Source organism: Rhodobacter sp. 4.3.4, from assembly GCF_058724655.1.
On the sequence record NZ_CM178967.1, the window covers coordinates 2,420,926 to 2,436,241 of the forward strand.

A 15,316-nucleotide genomic window follows, 5' to 3' on the forward strand; every position below is an offset into this window, starting at 1 on the left:
TTGCAAATGTGCGAAAAACTGCGCCAGTTCAGTGATGCCGGGGCCGATGAGCGTAGCCGCGGACCACCGCGACCCAGGCCAGCAAATTGCGCAGGCTCAGGCCCTGGGCACCGAGGACAGCCAGATGGGTACGACCGTCAGCAACGGTATCCACATCGTCGATGTCGGCAGTCATGCGGTCGTAAAGCCGCAAAAGATCCGGCAGTCCCGGCTCCGGCACATGGATCACACGACACCGATCTTGCAGCGGCGCAGGGACGCCGCGAAGGTCATTCGCGGTCAAGATCCAGCTGATGTTGGAGACATCGATCCGCACCCGGTGGACCGGGCACTCATAATGCGCCGCAGTCCCGGGATCGAGCACTTCGAGCAGGCTCGTTGCGATGGACGTACTCATGCCACGATCGCTGTAGACAACGCCCGACTTGTCGATTTCATCCACGAGCATCAGCGGGTTGGCCACACGCGTCGCTAACAGGGTCTCGACGGGTACGCTGGGCGTGGCGCTGCCCCAGCCCCGTTCCACGCCGCCGACACGGAAGCCCGAAGACCCCGACCCGACGTCGATCCGCCTGAGCGGTACGCCAGCAAACTCTGCGAGCCGGCGAGCATAATGACTCTTGCCGCAGCCCGGGCTGCCAACGAGCAGCATCGGGGGCAGGCGCAGCCCTTTGCGGCCATTGGAGAGAGCGGCCAACAACTGCTGCTGGATCGCCGCAGAGACTGCCGCTATCCAGGGCGCTTCGGCATGCAACGCCGCAACCAGCTCATCGACTTCATGCGCGGTCTGCGGGCCCAGAATGCGCGCGCCCTCGCGCGCAAGACGACGGAGCGGCTCGCGTTGTTCGGGCCGCAACGCAATGAAGCCGGGCACGCTGGAGAGCTTGCGTTTGACGCAGGCTTCGATGCGAGTCTGGAAACGGTTTCCCGCAAAATACGCCATGTTGCCGTGACGCGCGCGCCAGCGTTTGCGCAGCGCATCCATCAGTTCGGCGGCGTCTGCGACGTCGAGCAAAGGCGAGACGATATCGATCCTTTCGGTCATCGGGCTCCCTCCGACACCTCGGCGCAATGGCGCGAAGGACGGCGAATGCCCCGGCTGCTAGGGGGGCACGACGAGGGCGGCGGACATGCGCGGGCAAGCCCGCGAGCGGGAGACGTCAGGTAGGACATGATATGCTCCAGTCATGCGACCACGACCGACGAAGATCGGTCGGAGCGCAGGTTGAGGCGGTGCGAAAACTGCCAGCGCAGCTTCGCGGGGTCAGAGATATGCGGGTGGGCGGCCAGACCACGACCAACCGTTCAAGGTCAGTGCGGCAAGGCCTCATGGATGGATTCGGAGAGCTTTGATGAGGTGATGGTGGCCCAAGAGACAGCTCGAGTCAATACTAAGGTATTGACTTAAAAAGGAAATGTGAAAAACTGAACCGCGCGACGTTTATCTCGCCGTGGGGTGGCTGCATCAATTGCCGGGCACCGCCCTCCCCGCCTCGATCCCGGCAATGGGAAAAAGTTGCGGCGCGATACATGCCCGGGGCATCCGCGATGCGAAAAGACCCATCGCGCGTGGCTTCTGGCCGGGCACCCGCCCCATGCCGCCCCCGCCCGGCGCCGAAACAGGTGACAACGCCGCCCCTCGCCGCCATGATCAGCACCGGGCATCGGGGAGGAGAGAGAAGGTGTTTTCGCAACGCAAGGTCGCGCAACTTCACGTCAGGCTGATCGAAATCGACCCGCCGATCTGGCGCCGATTGCTCGTCCCGTCGGACTGGACCCTTGCCAAGCTCCACCGCGTTCTGCAGGCGGCCTTCGGTTGGACCGATGCGCATCTGCACGAATTCCACATCGGCGGGCTGCGCTATGGCGATCCGGATCTGCTGGATGATGGCTTCGACGGCCCTCGGGTTTTTGACTATGCCGATGTGCGCCTTCTCGATTTTCTGGGCCAGCCCGAGGCGGTCTTCGTCTACGTCTATGATTTCGGCGACAACTGGCAGCATGAAATTCGGATCGAAGCCTGGCCCGAGGTCGAGGCTGCTCCGAAACAGGCGCAGTGCCTTGACGGCGCCCGGGCGCGCCCGCCCGAAGATGTCGGCGGACCTTGGTCCTATGGCGACTTTCTGGAAGTGATCCGCGATCCCGAACACGACGATCACGCGTCGAACCTCCGCTGGGCGGGCGGGCATTTCGACCCGGAGTGGTTCGATCTCGAGGTGATCAACAAGGACCTGCGCAACGCGATGCGCTCCAACGCTGCGCGGCGCCTGCATCAGCCGAAGCCGAAGAAGGGGTAAGGATGTGTGGCCGCGGCAGACGCCCGGCTACAAAGAAATTGTGGGCTCAAGGGGCAAGTTCAGCAAGCAAAGGCAGCCGGTGCGGTTGTTGCATTGAGACCGCAGAACCCGCCCTCTGCGAAGGCGACGGCCTGCTCGACGTGCCCGGCCCAGAGCGGCCGGTCGCGGCTCGACGCGCCTTTTCTCGAAGCGGCCGTTCAGGCAAGGCGCAGCGATGGAGCCGAGCAATCCATTCCGGCCAGCTGTGGGGGGCAACGTGGGGTGTAACATTCGCACGAGAGAGTGAAATCGTGTCATCCGCCGCGCCGGGCCTCCCATTGCAGGCCGAGCGCATAGGCCCCGGCGGTGGCGACGAGGGCTCCGACAAGCACCGTCAGGGCGAGGATGGTCCAACTGATCCAGTCGACCCCGAGGATGAAGAAATTGTCGTTCCAGATGCCCCAGACCGGGATCGACGGGCGCCACAGATGCACTTCGGAAAAGGCGGCGCCGACAAGAAGGCCGTTGAGGATCGTCGCAAAGCCCGCCCCGACGCCGCGCCACAAAAGCGCCAGCGCCAGCGCCAGCAGGCTTGGGACATAAACGGCGATGTTCACGAGCCACAACTGCGCGCTGATCGTGTAGCACCAGCTGTTCGCTTGCCGGAGGTGATCGGCATCATGGATCACGATCATCGCGATCATCACGATATTGGCCCAAAAGATCACGCGGCGGGCCCGGTTCGCCCTGTGGTTTTCGCACATCGAGGTCATTTTCGCGCTCATCCGTTCCCCTTTTCTCCAAGCCCGAGCAGATCGGCCCAGAGCGGGGCCTTGTCGCGGGCGAGGACTTCGACATGTCCAAGCGACGAGAGCCCGTAGTCCGCCGGAGCGAAGATACGATAGCTTGCGCCCGACGGGGCAAGCGCCGCGGCGTAGCGCCGGACGGCGACCGGCGGCACGACCATGTCATCGCTGGCGGTGCAGATCGTGATTTCGGGGCCCTCGAGGGCGTAGTTCGGCCGGGGCAGGGAATGGCCGATGTCGCTGTCGTAAAAATCGCGCCGGGTACACCATCTGCGCCATTGCCAATACACCCCGGCGGGCAGATCCGCGCCCAGCAGCAATCTTTTGCCGGGCATGTAGCCGGCCATCGCCGTCGCGGCCGGCCCCAGCACGAACCAGAACGCCAGAACCTTTGGCCGATACCGCCACGGGTGGTCGGTGAAATGGCCGATGCCCGCCCCGATCGTGACGATCTTCTCGACGCGATCCGGAGCGCGGTGAAACGGAAGGCCCAGACCGCCAAGGCTGTGGCCCAGAACCCAGAGCGGCCCCTTGGGCGCCAGAATGGCCAAGGCCTCTTGCGCCGCCGCCTGATCGCGCACTGCCCAATCGGCAAAGGTCGCAGCACTCTCGCGCAGGGGCCGGACGGCGGAGCAACCGAAATCGCGGTAATCATAGGTCAGCACCCCGATCCCGCGCGCCCCCGCCCAAGCCGCGAAATGGCGGTAGAACCGCTGCGGCACCCCGGTTGCGCCATGCAGCACAAGATTGGCGCGGGCCGCCCCCGGGGCCGGATACCATGTCCCGATCAGCCGCGCCCCGTCAGCCGGGATCTCGATCCTTTGCGGAGCCCACCTTTGCGGAACCTTGTCCATCTGCGCCTCGTCAAATCCGTAGACCGATCGGTCCAATAGTGATGTAGACCAATCGGTCCATCGCCGCTATCTCTTTTTCATGAGTGAACCGACTTCCCGTGACCTGCTGCTGCGCACCGCCTCCCGGCTCTTTCGTCTGAAAGGGTATTCCGGGGTCGGGCTCGCGGAAATCCTGACCGAGGCCGGGCTGCCAAAGGGCTCGCTTTATTATCATTTTCCCGGCGGCAAGGTGGAGCTGGCGGATGCCGCGACCCGTTGGGCGGGGGCATGGCTCGAGGCGCTTCTGGACCGCACCTTCGGGGCGGCCCCCGGGTTCGAGCTGGGCGCGCTGCGGAGTTGCGAGGCGATCGCGGCGGCGGTGACCTCCGAGACCCATGTGCCCGCCTGTCCGGTGCTGAGCATCCTGCAAGCGGTTCCGATCGAACCCGCGCTGCGCGTGACGGCGCAAGAGGTCTATGGCCGCTGGACCGACTGCATCGCCGGGCATGCCGCAAGGCTTGGTCACGCCGATCCGCGCGGGGCGGCCTTTGCCTTGCATATCAAGCTGCAGGGGGCCTGGGTCATGGCCTATGCGCAGCAATCGAACGCGCCTTTCGTCGCCTTGGCCGAGGATCTGCGGCGCGCCGTCTGACCCTGGTCGGGGGGCCAGAGGTCAATCGACAATGACTTCGCAGGTCAGGGCCGTTGGCGCCCCCTGCGCCAGATAGCGTGTCACGATGGCATGCAGCCCGGCCGGGGCAAGGGGTTCGCGCGTGGCTGCAAGCGCGTCAAGCGACCACCAGCGGAATTCGTCAAGGATCCGCGCCTCCTCGGCATCGCGCATCACCGGAACGAACGGCCCGGTCTCGACCAGATAATAGTCCTCGCGATAGCAATAGCGGCGCCCGTCGTAGCTGAAGGTATGCTGCCGTTCCCAGAGGCGCGGGCCGATCACGGCCCCGGCCCGCCCGACTTCTTCTTCCAGTTCGCGGCGCAGACAGGCCTCGGGGGTCTCTCCGTCCTCGAGACCGCCGCCGGGCGGAACCCAGAGATGGCGCCCGCCATCGACCCGGATCCGCATCATCAGCACTCGGCGCTCGGGGGTCAGCAAAATAGCCCGGATCACGCGGCGATGCACAAGGGTCATGCTGTCCTTGCCCGATCTTGCAGGCCCGAGCAAAGTCGCAAGATTGCCCGGGCTGCGGCCCCACGAGCTGTCCTTGCACTGCTTCCGTCACTCAGATACATCTTCGCCATGATCCGTTCGCGTCTCAAAACTGCCCAAGGCATGTATTACCGCCGTCCCTGAGGCGGTAAAGGACGTTTCTGATCCCAAACCGCCACGACAGGGTGGTTTGGATCTTCTTCCCCCCGGTCGTGGCTCTTGAACCGGAGCCTGCTATGACCACCAGACAACTGTGTATCGACTATCTCGACGCCCTCAACCGCGGCAGCCTCGATGACGTGCTTGCCCTATTTTGCGAAGACGCCACGGTCGTCTCGCCGCTTTACGGCGAAAGCCCTGCGGTCAGTTTCTACCGCGACCTTTTCGCCGACACGTCGCGCTCGGAAACCACGCTTCTCAACGTGTTCGAGGCCACCGACGACGGGGCGGCGATTGCGCTGCATTTCCAGTATCTCTGGACGCTTTGCGACGGCAACACGGTGTCGTTCGAATGCGTCGACGTGTTCCGGCTCTCCGAGACCCGCGACCGTTTCGCAAAGTTGACGATCATCTATGACACCGCGCCCCTGCGCGGCGACTTCGAAGCGCTCAAACGCGCCTGACCGATGGCGGACCGGGGGCGCAAGGCTGCTGCCTCCGGCCCCCGGGGAGGAGGGCGGGGGGGGGGGCGAGGTCGACCGGCGCGCGACAGCTGACCGGGCGATCACCCCCTCGGCGTCAAGCCTCTAGCCCCGGGCCGGATCGTCCCGCGCGTCGCAAGACGGGGGCCCCGCCGTCGCCGCGCCCTGCGCCGCATCGGAAACGGCCGCGACAATGTCGTCGATCCATCCTGCCTGCCCCGTGCCTTTCAGCAGGTTGGCCCCGATCATCGCGGCAAACAGAAGTTTGGCCCTGCCCGGGTCGATCTTCCCTTCCGCTTGCTGCAAGAAGGTCTCGTAAAGGCTTTCCGCTCCCGCGAGGAAGACCCCCCGCAAGGCGTTGTCTTGCGGCATCCGCCCGGCCTCCTCGCCATGCGCCACGATCGGGCAGCGCCAGTCGGGCGCTTTCGGCGACAGGTAGGCATCGACCAGCGGCGCAATCGAAGCGGCCTGCGCACCGATCTCGCGCCAGCTGCACGCCGCCTTGTCGAAGCCGTCAGCCCAGGCCGCAGCCGCAAGCGCCTCCTTGGTCGGGAAATGCTTGTAAAACCCCCCCTGGGTCATCCCCGCCTCTCGCATCACCTCGGCAATGCCGACGGCATCGTAACCGCGCGCGCGCAACAACCTGCCCGCAGCAGACACGATCCGCTCATGATTGGCCGCCGCTTGCTCTTTGCTCGAACGTCCCATTGCAGGCTCCCAAATAGCGTTTGACAATACTCTATATTGATATAGAGTTCCGTCATACGCTATAAGACTCATCCGCACCCTGCGCAAGTCAAACACCGGAAGGACCGCCCCATGTATGCTGCCAACGACACCGCCATCCTGCTCGTCGATCCCTACAACGACTTTCTGAGCGAAGACGGAAAGGCATGGCCCCTCGTCAAGGAGATCGCCGAGAAAGCCGGCCTTCTGGACAATCTGCGCGCCGTCATCGCGACGGCTCGGGCGGGGGGCTTTCCGATCTTCTTCGTCCCGCACCATCGCCACGAGCATGGGGATCTCGATCACTGGACGCATCCGACCCCCTATCAGCGCCGCAGCGCGGACTTGCTGATCTTCGAAAAAGGGAGCTGGGGCGGAGAGTTCCACGACGATTTCCAACCGCAGCCGGGCGACGTGGTCGTGCAGGAACACTGGGGCTCCAGCGGCTTCGCCAATACCGATCTCGACATGCTTCTCAAGCAGCGTGGCATCCGAAAGATCATTCTCATCGGCATGATCGCCAACACCTGCATCGAGGCGACGGCGCGATATGGTCAGGAACTCGGCTATCACGTGACGCTCGTCACCGACTCGACGGCGGCCTTCAGCGACGCGGCGATGCATGCGGCGCATGCGATCAACGGCCCCACCATCGCCCATGAGATCTTCACCACCCGTGAGCTGCTGACGCAGTTGCAAGGCTGACGCGCAGGGCCCAGCGGCCAAGGGCGCCGAGGGGGCGCGTCAGCGAACCTCCGGTGCCCTTCGTGTCAAAGACCTCGGGTACCCCCCTGCGGCAGCGCTTGGGCCTGCCGGTGCGACGAACTTGGGACTGACACCCCGTTCGATGATCCCGAGGCATCACCTGTCCCCGTCCTGACCCTCAAAAACGCGGTTCCGGATCAGGTGCAGCTCCCCAAACCCGGACCTGGCCGACCTGCAAAGCCATGACCGCGCCAAGGCGCGGCTTGCGGCAGGAGAGGACGAACTGATCCCGGCGGAGTATGCGAACCGCCTTCTGAATGGCGAAAGCGCCCTGCGTGTCTACCGTGATCTGCGCAGCCTGCCCCAGGCTGCACTGGCCGAGAAATCGGGCGTGAAGCGGGTCACCGTGGCCGAGATCGAGACCGACCGAAAGCAGGGCTCGGTCGCGACATTGCGCGCCTCGGCCGATGCGCTTGGCGTGAGGCTGGATGATTTGACGGAGTAACGTCGGCCCATTGCCGCCGGTCGGCCCTTCCAGCGGCAATTTCCGAACCGGTCATTCGAGCGCGCTGCAGCAATAAGCGTATGCGGCGCGAAGCGGATGGACGTGCGGATGCCTGCCTAAGGCTTGGCGGAGGCGCGAGGATCTGGAAGCCTACCGTTAGGCTGCCGCATTGCGCTTGCAGAAATCAGCCGAACATCACACGCGTGCTCCGAGGCTTCACCGGTAAGATCGCGCTCAAGCGGGTCAATCGATGACGTCTACGACGAATGACGGCAGCGCGCCCGAAACCGAAAAGTTCGGGCGCAGCGAGGATCAACTAAGACGCTCATTTTCAGATCGCAATATCAGAGACCAACGGTCTTCAGGCCAGCCTCGGTGTACCGCTCGCCCTCGATATGAATATTCGCTGTTGCGGCCTTGATCCGCGCGCGATCCTCCGTCGTAAGGACAATCTCGGCGGCACCCACGTTCTCTTCGAGCCGATAGGCCTTGCTGGTTCCCGGAATGGGCACGATCCAGGGCGCTTGCGCCAAGAGCCAAGCCAGAGCGATCTGCGCCGGTGTCGCGTCCTTCTCTGCCGCGATCTGCCTGAGCAGGTCGACCAGCGCTTGGTTCTTCTCCATCGCCTCAGGCGTGAAGCGCGGCAGGGTCTTGCGGAAGTCGGACTCGGCCAGAGCGGTATCCTTGTTCATCGCCCCGGTCAGGAAGCCCTTCCCAAGCGGGCTGTAGGGGACAAGGCCGATGCCCAGTTCCTCGCAGGCGGTGAGAATTCCATTGGTTTCCGGTCCGCGCGTCCAAAGCGAATATTCGTTTTGCAGCGCCGTCACCGGCTGCACGGCATGTGCCCGCCGCAGCGTCGCGGCCCCGGGTTCAGACATGCCGAAATGCAGAACCTTTCCCTCGGCAATCAGGTCCTTGACCGTGCCCGCCACGTCTTCGATCGGCGTCTTGGGATCGACACGGTGCTGGTAGAGCAAATCGATTACCTCGACTCCCAGCCGTTTGAGCGATCCCTCGCAGGCGTCACGGATTCGTTTCGGACTGCTGTCCGGGCCGGTCAGCTTGCCATCCGGTCCGCCAAAGCCGAACTTGGTCGCAATCACCACGCGATCCCGGACCGGGGCCAGCGCCTCTCCCACAATATCTTCGTTTGTGAAGGGGCCGTAGATCTCGGCCGTATCGAAGAACGTCACACCAAGGTCCACCGCACGACGGATCAGGGACACGGCGTCCGGACGCTCAAGCGCAGTGCCGTAGCTGAAGTTCAGGCCCATGCAGCCGAGACCGAGGGCGGAGACCTCCGGTCCTCGCGCGCCGAGTTTGCGTGTTTTCATGATGTCTCTCCTTGCAGGTTTTTGGATGTCAGTTCCGACGCCGTTCGGATGGCAAGATGAGCGTCAGACTGAGCAGCAGGCCGAGCCCGGCCAGAACGGCAGATCCGTGCAGCCCTGCGACGATGCCCCGGGCCAAGGCCGCGTCGGGCAGTGAAATGCCTTTCGTCGCGGCGGCGAAGACGGTGATCAGCGCAGCAAGGCCGAGTGTGCCGCCCAGTTGATGCGCCACGTTCACGAGGCCGGATGCGGCACCGGAGTCCTCTTGCGTCACACCGCGCATGGCCGCGCCTGTCAGCGGACCAAGACCAAGCCCATTGCCGATGCCGATCAACAGCATCGGTGCAGCAACGCCGCGCAGGTAGTCGCCACCCAGACCCGCCCGGGCCAGCCAGACAAGGCCGATTGCCATGACGAGGAAGGCTGCGACCAACACCGCGCCATTGCCGAACGCCCGCACCAGACGCGGCAGCGCCAGAGAGGCGACGAAGGTCAGGACCGTCATCGGCAGGAAACCGAAACCAGCCTGCACGGGGGTCATCCGCAGTTCACCCTGCATCAGTTGCGTGCTGAAGAAAAAGAAGCTGACCATCGCGCCCAGAAACATCATCCGGGCGAGATAGGCCCCGACCCGCTCGCGGTCGCAAAACAGGCGCAGCGGCAGAAGCGGGCTTGTCCGGCGCGATTGCGAGATCAGGAAAACGGTGATCAGCACGACGCCCGCCATGAGTGCGCCCAGCGTGACGGGATCGCCCCAACCCTCGGTTGCCGAGCGGACGATGCCGTAAACCAGCCCCGCCATGCCCAGTGTCGAGATGACGGCACTGCCGATGTCCAGACGCCCGCCACTGCCGGGCTCTCGGGCCAGAAGCCGCGAGGCGGCCATGAACAAGGCAAGGCCCACGGGCACATTGACCAGGAAGCCGACGCGCCAGGAGATCCATCCGGCGAAGATCCCGCCCAGCACCAGTCCGAGGCTCGACCCGATGCCCGCTGCAGCGGCGTATTGCGCGAAGGCGCGGTTGCGCTCGTCGCCTTCCGCGAAATGGATCGTCAGGAGCGAAAGCGTTGTCGGCGCCAGCACCGCAGCCCCCGCCCCCTGCACGGCCCGCGCGATCAGGAGCGTCGCCGGGTTCGGCGCCAGCCCGATCACCAGAGAGGCAAGCATGAACAGCGCCAACCCCGCCAGATAGACCCGGCGGCGCCCCAGAATATCGCCCGCCCGCGCGCCCAGCAGCATGAAGCCGCCGAAGCTGAGCGTATAAGCGTTTTGCACCCAGCTGAGCCCGGTGGGCGAAAAGCCAAGGCCATCCCGGATATCGGGAAGGCCGGTGATCACGATGGAGGTGTCCAGAATGATCATCATGTAAGTGGCCAGCACGACGATGAGAACCGCGCGCTGTTGATGCGCACGCTCCTGCGCAGGACTGCGAGTGTCGGGGATGAGTTGCGGCGTGTTCACGGTAATATCTGTCACGGTTGGAACCCTCGGTCGGCCGGGGGCTTGACGCCGGCCGGCAGGAAAGCGCGGCACCGGGTGCCGTTGCCCCCTTCACTCTAGAGAAGTTCACAAATTGGATTATGGCCTGAATTTGGCTAATGCTGATCGTTTCATAAGATCAATTCCGGCGGGCCACGCGGGCTCCGAATTCATATTTCAGGGATATGAGAGCATTCTCTTTTCAGACGATTATCGCCTCGGTGGTCGACGGCTACGGTGCCGGAAATCGAAAGTCATGCAGACAACGGAGGCCAATATGGCAAACCAGACCCTTGAAGAGCGCATTCAACTGCTCGAAGACCACGCCGCGTTGAAGCGGATTGTGGACACTTTCTCAAACCTCGCTGACGACAGACGGGTGCATGAACAAACCTTCCTCTTCACCGAAGACGGGGTCGTCGAAACCTGGTTTGGCGAGACGGCGCTGCCCCGTCTGCGCGGCCGCAAGGCGATCGAGGACAGCTGGACGCCGTTCCTCGCGACCTTCGACACCGTCTATCATGTGAACGGCCAGTTCACCGCCGAGATCGACGGCGATACTGCAACCGCCACGCATTACTGCACCGTCGAGCTGATCGGCGGGCCCGAGGGCGCCAAGACCCGAAACTCGAACGGCGTCATCTACAGTGACAGTTATCTGCGGGTGAACGGGGAATGGCTGATTGCCAAACGCGTCGCGCGTTTCACCTGGCGCGACGTCCATCCTTTCATCGCGGCCTGACGACGGGTGTCACACCGGGGTAACCCTCTGGAACGGAACGAACGAATGAACATTCTCATACTTGGTGCAGCGGGTCAGATCGCGCGCGTGGCGACGCGGGAACTGCTCGCCCGAACCGATGCGAAACTTACCCTTTACGCGCGCAATGCCCGGCGGATCGCGGCCCTGTCCGATCGCACCCGCATCATCGAGGGCGACGTTCTGGACACGGCGACGCTGGCCAGCGCGATGACAGGTCAGGATCTCGTCTATGCCAACCTATCGGGCACCATGGAGGCGCAGGCCAAAGCCATCGTCGCGGCGATGCAGGCGGCGGGTGTCGGCCGCGTCATCTTCATCTCCTCGATGGGGATCTACGACGAGGTGCCCGGAGAGCGCCCCGGCGCGATCCTCGATCCCTATCGTGCCTCGGCGCGCGTCATCGAAACCTCGGGTCTTGACTATGCCGTCATTCGCCCCGCCTGGCTGAACGATCACGACGAGATCGCCTATGGCACCACGCTCAAGGGCGAGACTTTCCGCAATTCCGGTGCCACTGTCTCGCGCAAGAGCGTCGCCGATCTGATCGTGACCCTCGCAGGTCAACCCGCCCTCGGGAATGTCAGCCTTGGCGTTCACAAGGCCTGAACCCTCATCTGAAAGGATAAAACCATGAAAACCCGCAGACTTGGCCCGCTTGAGGTTTCGGAAATCGGCTTTGGCACGATGAGTTTTGCCGCCACTTATGGCGCGGCGCCCGCGGAGGCCGAGGCGATTTCGGTCATCCGCGGCGCTTACGATCTGGGGGTGACGCATTTCGACACCGCCGAGATCTATGGGCCCTGGACGAACGAGGTATTGCTGGGCAAGGCCCTGGCACCGATCCGCGACAAGGTGACGATTGCAACGAAATTCGGCTGGAACATCGATCAGGTCACCGGCCAGCGCGACTGGGGGCTGAACAGTCGCCCCGAACGCATTCGTCAGGTGGCCGAGGCCAGTCTGAAGCGGTTGGGCGTCGAGGTGATCGACTTGTTCTACCAGCACCGGGTCGATCCCGATGTGCCGATGGAGGATGTCGCGGGCGCGGTGCGCGATCTGATCGCCGAGGGGAAAGTACGGGCCTTTGGCCTCTCGGAAGCCTCGGCCGAAAGCATCCGCCGCGCCCATGCGGTGCAGCCCGTGGCGGCCATTCAAAGCGAATATTCGCTTTGGACCCGCGAGCCAGAGCCGGAAATCCTGCCTTTGTGTGAGGAACTTGGCATCGGCTTCGTGCCGTGGAGCCCCTTGGGCGCGGGTTTCCTGACCGGCAAGATCGACGCCACGACCCAGATCGGCAGCGATGATTTCCGCGCCCATTCGCCTCGCTTCACCCCCGAGGCGCGGGCGGCGAACATGGCTCTGGTCGATCTTCTGGCGCGCATCGCCACCGCCAAGGGGGCCACGCCCGCGCAGATCGCTTTGGCTTGGCTCCTGGCGCAGCGCCCCTTCATCGTGCCGATCCCGGGCACGCGGCGGCTGGACCGCGTGGCCGAGAATTTGGGGGCGGCCAACGTAACCCTGACCCCCGCCGATCTGGCCGAGATCGAAGCCGAGGCAGCGAAGATCGCTGTGCAGGGCGCAAGGCTGCCCGAGGCGATCCTCGCGCTTTCCTACCGCTGAACGCCCGGCCCCCCTTGCGGGGGGCCTACCCCCGCCAGCGCAGCGCGTCGATCAAAAGCCGAAACGCCGGGGTGATCTGCCTCCGGCTGGGGTAATAGAGGTGATACCCGGCAAAGGACGGGCACCAGTCGGCCAACACCCGCACCAGTCGCCCGGAGGCGAGATGCGGGGCAAGGTAATCGGTCATCAGGCAAACCAGCCCCCGGCCATCGAGAGCCGCATGCAGCGCAAGCTCGGGGTCGTTCGTCGTGAATTGCCCCTCAACCCGGACCGTCAGCGGGCGGCCGTCCTTTTCGAATTCCCAAGCGTAAAGCCCGCCGAGCGTCGGCAGGCGCAGGTTGATGCAGTTGTGTGCCGTCAGATCCTGCGGCACCTCAGGCGCCGCATGGCGGGCGAAATAGGCGGGCGAACCGGCCACGACCATTTGCAGATCCCCCGAGATACGCACCCCGATCATGTCCCGATCGACGCTTTCGCCCAGCCGGATGCCGGCATCGAACCCCTCTTTAGCGATATCGACAAAGCGTTGATCGAGAATGATTTCCACCCGCACTTCGGGGTAATCCGCCATCAGCCGGTTGGCCACCGGCATCACGATCCGCTCGGCCGCATGGCGCGAGGCGGTCAGCCGGATCGTGCCTTGCGGCCGGGCGCGGATACCATCAAGCGCCGCCAGTTCCGCCTCGATCCCGTCAAAGGCCGGGCGCAGCGCATCCACCAGCCGCTGCCCCGCCTCGGTCACCGAAACCGACCGCGTCGTGCGGGTCAAAAGCCGCACATCAAGCCGCTCCTCCAGCCGCCGCACCACCGCGCTGACCGCGCTTTGCGAGGTGCCGAGCCGCGCCGCCGCCCGGGTAAAGCTGCGCTCCTCCGCCACCGCCAGAAAGGCGATCAGATCGCCCATTTCATCGCGCCGCATTCATATCCCCAGAAGATAGACCCAATACCGGTCTAGCGCATTATCGCCGGGGCGGGAAACCCCTAGCTTGCGGCGATGCCGCGGCCAAGGACGGCGCGGCCCGAAAGGACATCTCATGGAAATTCATCGCGCGGGTTCGCGAGCCTCGATGATCGGCCCCTCGGCGTGGTTCACCGGAACCGTCCGGGTCGATACGCTCTTCAACCCCGCCGCGCCGGAGCGCGTTCAGGGCGCCCATGTCACCTTCGAACCGGGCGCGCGCACGGCGTGGCATACCCACCCGTTGGGGCAAACGCTGATCGTCACCTTCGGGCGCGGCCGGGTGCAGCGCGAGGGCGGGCCAATCGAGGAGATTCACTCCGGCGATGTCGTCTGCTTCGCCCCCGAGGAACGGCACTGGCACGGCGCCGCCCCCGACACCGCGATGAGCCATATCGCCATTCAGGAGGTGAAAGACGGCCAAGTCGTCACCTGGATGGATCACGTTACCGACGCCGAATACGGCGCGTAAGGAGGCACGATCATGTATGCAACCGTTCTGCATGGCCCCGGCGACGTTCGCTATGAACGTGTCGAGGACCCGAAAATCCTCAACCCCACCGATGCGATCATCAAGCTGTCGGCCACCTGCATCTGCGGCTCGGACCTGTGGCCCTATCGCGGCGCAAACCCGATCACCGCGCCGATGCACATGGGCCACGAATATTGTGGCACCGTCGTCGAGGTGGGCTCGGAGGTCCGCACGGTCAAACCCGGCCAGTTCGTCGTGGGCAGCTTTTGCCTGTCGGACAACACCTGCCCGCATTGCCAGTTCGGCTTTCAATCGTCGTGCGAGCAACGCGAATTCATGTCAGGGGCGCAGGCCCCTTATGCGCGGGTGCCCTTGGCAGATGGCACGCTGGTCGCCACCAGGGAAATGCCCGATGCTGCGATGATCCCGCATATGCTGGCTGTGTCGGATGTGCTGGGAACCGGCTGGTATGGCGCCGTGGCGGCCGATGTGCGCGAGGGCGGCACGGTGGTCGTGGTGGGCGATGGTGCGGTTGGGCTGATGGGGGTGATGGCGGCGCAACAGATGGGGGCCGAACGCATCATTGCGATGAGCGGGCATGAAAGCCGCTCGGCGCTGGCGCGGGAATTTGGCGCCACCGACATCGTGTCCGAACGCGGCGCGGACGGCATTGCCCGGGTGTTGGAACTGACCCGGGGCATCGGCGCCGCCTCGGTGATCGAGGCGGTGGGCACCGTCGGCTCGATGGCGCAGGCCACGGGCGTGTGCCGCCCCGGCGGGTCGATCGGCTATGTCGGCGTGCCGCATGGGGTCAGTTTCGACGGGCAACAGATGTTCTTCAAGCAGCAGCGGATGCTGGGTGGTCCCGCGCCCGTCCGCCGCTTCCTGCCCGATCTGATGGAGCGCGTCCTGCAAGGCAGGATCCAGCCCGGAAAGGTCTTCGATCTGGTGCTGCCGATTGCGCAGGTGGCCGAGGGCTACAAGGCCATGGACGAACGCCGCGCCATCAAGACCATGCTGCAGGTGGAGGATTGA

General features: G+C 64.5%; 18 protein-coding genes. 10 read left to right on the forward strand and 8 right to left on the reverse strand.

Features of this window, described 5'->3' with window-relative positions; all coding sequences use genetic code 11:
• Positions 1–28: 28 nt before the first annotated feature.
• Positions 29–1,045: an AAA family ATPase gene (locus AC4PTB_RS11730; protein WP_492190125.1), complete on the reverse strand. Its 1,017-nt coding sequence runs from the start codon at positions 1,043–1,045 to the stop codon at positions 29–31.
• A 637-nt stretch (positions 1,046–1,682) separates the two neighbouring features.
• Between AC4PTB_RS11730 and AC4PTB_RS11735 the strand changes: the two genes are divergently transcribed.
• A complete protein-coding gene (locus tag AC4PTB_RS11735; protein ID WP_492190126.1) occupies positions 1,683–2,297 on the forward strand; it encodes a plasmid pRiA4b ORF-3 family protein in 615 nt (204 codons plus the stop codon).
• A gap of 293 nt (positions 2,298–2,590) precedes the next feature.
• On the opposite strand, the gene AC4PTB_RS11740 is transcribed toward AC4PTB_RS11735, so the two are convergent.
• Positions 2,591–3,061, reverse strand: a complete 471-nt coding sequence (locus AC4PTB_RS11740) for a hypothetical protein (RefSeq protein ID WP_492190127.1) — start codon at positions 3,059–3,061, stop codon at positions 2,591–2,593.
• Positions 3,058–3,936: an alpha/beta hydrolase family protein gene (locus tag AC4PTB_RS11745; protein ID WP_492190128.1), complete on the reverse strand. Its 879-nt coding sequence runs from the start codon at positions 3,934–3,936 to the stop codon at positions 3,058–3,060. Before AC4PTB_RS11745 ends, AC4PTB_RS11740 begins: the two co-directional genes overlap by 4 nt.
• 79 nt (positions 3,937–4,015) lie before the next feature.
• Between AC4PTB_RS11745 and AC4PTB_RS11750 the strand changes: the two genes are divergently transcribed.
• Positions 4,016–4,567 carry a TetR/AcrR family transcriptional regulator gene (locus AC4PTB_RS11750; RefSeq protein ID WP_492190129.1) on the forward strand — a complete coding sequence of 184 codons (552 nt, stop codon included), beginning with the start codon at positions 4,016–4,018 and terminating at the stop codon, positions 4,565–4,567.
• A gap of 21 nt (positions 4,568–4,588) precedes the next feature.
• On the opposite strand, the gene AC4PTB_RS11755 is transcribed toward AC4PTB_RS11750, so the two are convergent.
• Positions 4,589–5,062 (reverse strand): NUDIX hydrolase, encoded by a 474-nt coding sequence (locus tag AC4PTB_RS11755; protein WP_492190130.1) that lies wholly within the window; start codon positions 5,060–5,062, stop codon positions 4,589–4,591.
• 254 nt (positions 5,063–5,316) lie between these two features.
• Between AC4PTB_RS11755 and AC4PTB_RS11760 the strand changes: the two genes are divergently transcribed.
• A complete protein-coding gene (locus AC4PTB_RS11760; RefSeq protein WP_492190131.1) occupies positions 5,317–5,703 on the forward strand; it encodes a nuclear transport factor 2 family protein in 387 nt (128 codons plus the stop codon).
• A gap of 123 nt (positions 5,704–5,826) precedes the next feature.
• Here the strand turns inward: AC4PTB_RS11760 and AC4PTB_RS11765 are convergent, their stop codons facing one another.
• On the reverse strand, positions 5,827–6,429 hold the full coding sequence (locus tag AC4PTB_RS11765) for a TetR/AcrR family transcriptional regulator (protein WP_492190132.1): 603 nt from the start codon (positions 6,427–6,429) through the stop codon (positions 5,827–5,829).
• A 111-nt stretch (positions 6,430–6,540) separates the two neighbouring features.
• Between AC4PTB_RS11765 and AC4PTB_RS11770 the strand changes: the two genes are divergently transcribed.
• Complete coding sequence (locus AC4PTB_RS11770) at positions 6,541–7,152, forward strand: cysteine hydrolase family protein (protein ID WP_492190133.1); 612 nt, start codon at positions 6,541–6,543, stop codon at positions 7,150–7,152.
• A gap of 391 nt (positions 7,153–7,543) precedes the next feature.
• Complete coding sequence (locus AC4PTB_RS11775) at positions 7,544–7,657, forward strand: hypothetical protein (RefSeq protein ID WP_492190134.1); 114 nt, start codon at positions 7,544–7,546, stop codon at positions 7,655–7,657.
• A 344-nt stretch (positions 7,658–8,001) separates the two neighbouring features.
• Here AC4PTB_RS11775 and AC4PTB_RS11780 read toward each other — a convergent pair whose 3' ends face one another.
• Positions 8,002–8,991 carry an aldo/keto reductase gene (locus AC4PTB_RS11780; protein ID WP_492190135.1) on the reverse strand — a complete coding sequence of 330 codons (990 nt, stop codon included), beginning with the start codon at positions 8,989–8,991 and terminating at the stop codon, positions 8,002–8,004.
• A gap of 28 nt (positions 8,992–9,019) precedes the next feature.
• On the reverse strand, positions 9,020–10,465 hold the full coding sequence (locus AC4PTB_RS11785; RefSeq protein WP_492190136.1) for an MFS transporter: 1,446 nt from the start codon (positions 10,463–10,465) through the stop codon (positions 9,020–9,022).
• Positions 10,466–10,745: 280 nt separating this feature from the next.
• Between AC4PTB_RS11785 and AC4PTB_RS11790 the strand changes: the two genes are divergently transcribed.
• Genes AC4PTB_RS11790 through AC4PTB_RS11800 form a run of 3 tightly spaced genes read left to right on the forward strand, consistent with a single transcriptional unit; the run spans position 10,746 to position 12,851 of the window.
• Complete coding sequence (locus AC4PTB_RS11790) at positions 10,746–11,210, forward strand: nuclear transport factor 2 family protein (protein ID WP_492190137.1); 465 nt, start codon at positions 10,746–10,748, stop codon at positions 11,208–11,210.
• 45 nt (positions 11,211–11,255) lie between these two features.
• A complete protein-coding gene (locus AC4PTB_RS11795) occupies positions 11,256–11,837 on the forward strand; it encodes an NAD(P)H-binding protein (RefSeq protein ID WP_492190138.1) in 582 nt (193 codons plus the stop codon).
• A 24-nt stretch (positions 11,838–11,861) separates the two neighbouring features.
• Positions 11,862–12,851, forward strand: coding sequence for an aldo/keto reductase (locus AC4PTB_RS11800; RefSeq protein ID WP_492190139.1), 990 nt, complete (start codon positions 11,862–11,864; stop codon positions 12,849–12,851).
• A gap of 25 nt (positions 12,852–12,876) precedes the next feature.
• Here the strand turns inward: AC4PTB_RS11800 and AC4PTB_RS11805 are convergent, their stop codons facing one another.
• Positions 12,877–13,770 carry a LysR family transcriptional regulator gene (locus AC4PTB_RS11805; protein ID WP_492190140.1) on the reverse strand — a complete coding sequence of 298 codons (894 nt, stop codon included), beginning with the start codon at positions 13,768–13,770 and terminating at the stop codon, positions 12,877–12,879.
• Positions 13,771–13,885: 115 nt separating this feature from the next.
• Here AC4PTB_RS11805 and AC4PTB_RS11810 point away from each other — a divergent pair, with 115 nt between their 5' ends.
• Entirely contained in the window at positions 13,886–14,281 is a 396-nt protein-coding gene (locus AC4PTB_RS11810; RefSeq protein WP_492190141.1) for a (R)-mandelonitrile lyase, read from the forward strand.
• A gap of 12 nt (positions 14,282–14,293) precedes the next feature.
• Positions 14,294–15,316 carry a zinc-dependent alcohol dehydrogenase family protein gene (locus AC4PTB_RS11815; RefSeq protein WP_492190142.1) on the forward strand — a complete coding sequence of 341 codons (1,023 nt, stop codon included), beginning with the start codon at positions 14,294–14,296 and terminating at the stop codon, positions 15,314–15,316.

Excerpts from the sequence above, each read along its gene's own strand:
- AC4PTB_RS11730 (WP_492190125.1), bottom strand. The coding sequence starts at position 1,045 with ATGACCGAAAGGATCGATATCGTCTCGCCTTTGCTCGACGTCGCAGAC.
- AC4PTB_RS11740 (WP_492190127.1), bottom strand. The coding sequence starts at position 3,061 with ATGAGCGCGAAAATGACCTCGATGTGCGAAAACCACAGGGCGAACCGG.
- AC4PTB_RS11745 (WP_492190128.1), bottom strand. The coding sequence starts at position 3,936 with ATGGACAAGGTTCCGCAAAGGTGGGCTCCGCAAAGGATCGAGATCCCG.
- AC4PTB_RS11750 (WP_492190129.1), top strand. The coding sequence starts at position 4,016 with ATGAGTGAACCGACTTCCCGTGACCTGCTGCTGCGCACCGCCTCCCGG.
- AC4PTB_RS11755 (WP_492190130.1), bottom strand. The coding sequence starts at position 5,062 with ATGACCCTTGTGCATCGCCGCGTGATCCGGGCTATTTTGCTGACCCCC.
- AC4PTB_RS11760 (WP_492190131.1), top strand. The coding sequence starts at position 5,317 with ATGACCACCAGACAACTGTGTATCGACTATCTCGACGCCCTCAACCGC.
- AC4PTB_RS11765 (WP_492190132.1), bottom strand. The coding sequence starts at position 6,429 with ATGGGACGTTCGAGCAAAGAGCAAGCGGCGGCCAATCATGAGCGGATC.
- AC4PTB_RS11770 (WP_492190133.1), top strand. The coding sequence starts at position 6,541 with ATGTATGCTGCCAACGACACCGCCATCCTGCTCGTCGATCCCTACAAC.
- AC4PTB_RS11780 (WP_492190135.1), bottom strand. The coding sequence starts at position 8,991 with ATGAAAACACGCAAACTCGGCGCGCGAGGACCGGAGGTCTCCGCCCTC.
- AC4PTB_RS11790 (WP_492190137.1), top strand. The coding sequence starts at position 10,746 with ATGGCAAACCAGACCCTTGAAGAGCGCATTCAACTGCTCGAAGACCAC.
- AC4PTB_RS11795 (WP_492190138.1), top strand. The coding sequence starts at position 11,256 with ATGAACATTCTCATACTTGGTGCAGCGGGTCAGATCGCGCGCGTGGCG.
- AC4PTB_RS11800 (WP_492190139.1), top strand. The coding sequence starts at position 11,862 with ATGAAAACCCGCAGACTTGGCCCGCTTGAGGTTTCGGAAATCGGCTTT.
- AC4PTB_RS11805 (WP_492190140.1), bottom strand. The coding sequence starts at position 13,770 with ATGCGGCGCGATGAAATGGGCGATCTGATCGCCTTTCTGGCGGTGGCG.
- AC4PTB_RS11810 (WP_492190141.1), top strand. The coding sequence starts at position 13,886 with ATGGAAATTCATCGCGCGGGTTCGCGAGCCTCGATGATCGGCCCCTCG.
- AC4PTB_RS11815 (WP_492190142.1), top strand. The coding sequence starts at position 14,294 with ATGTATGCAACCGTTCTGCATGGCCCCGGCGACGTTCGCTATGAACGT.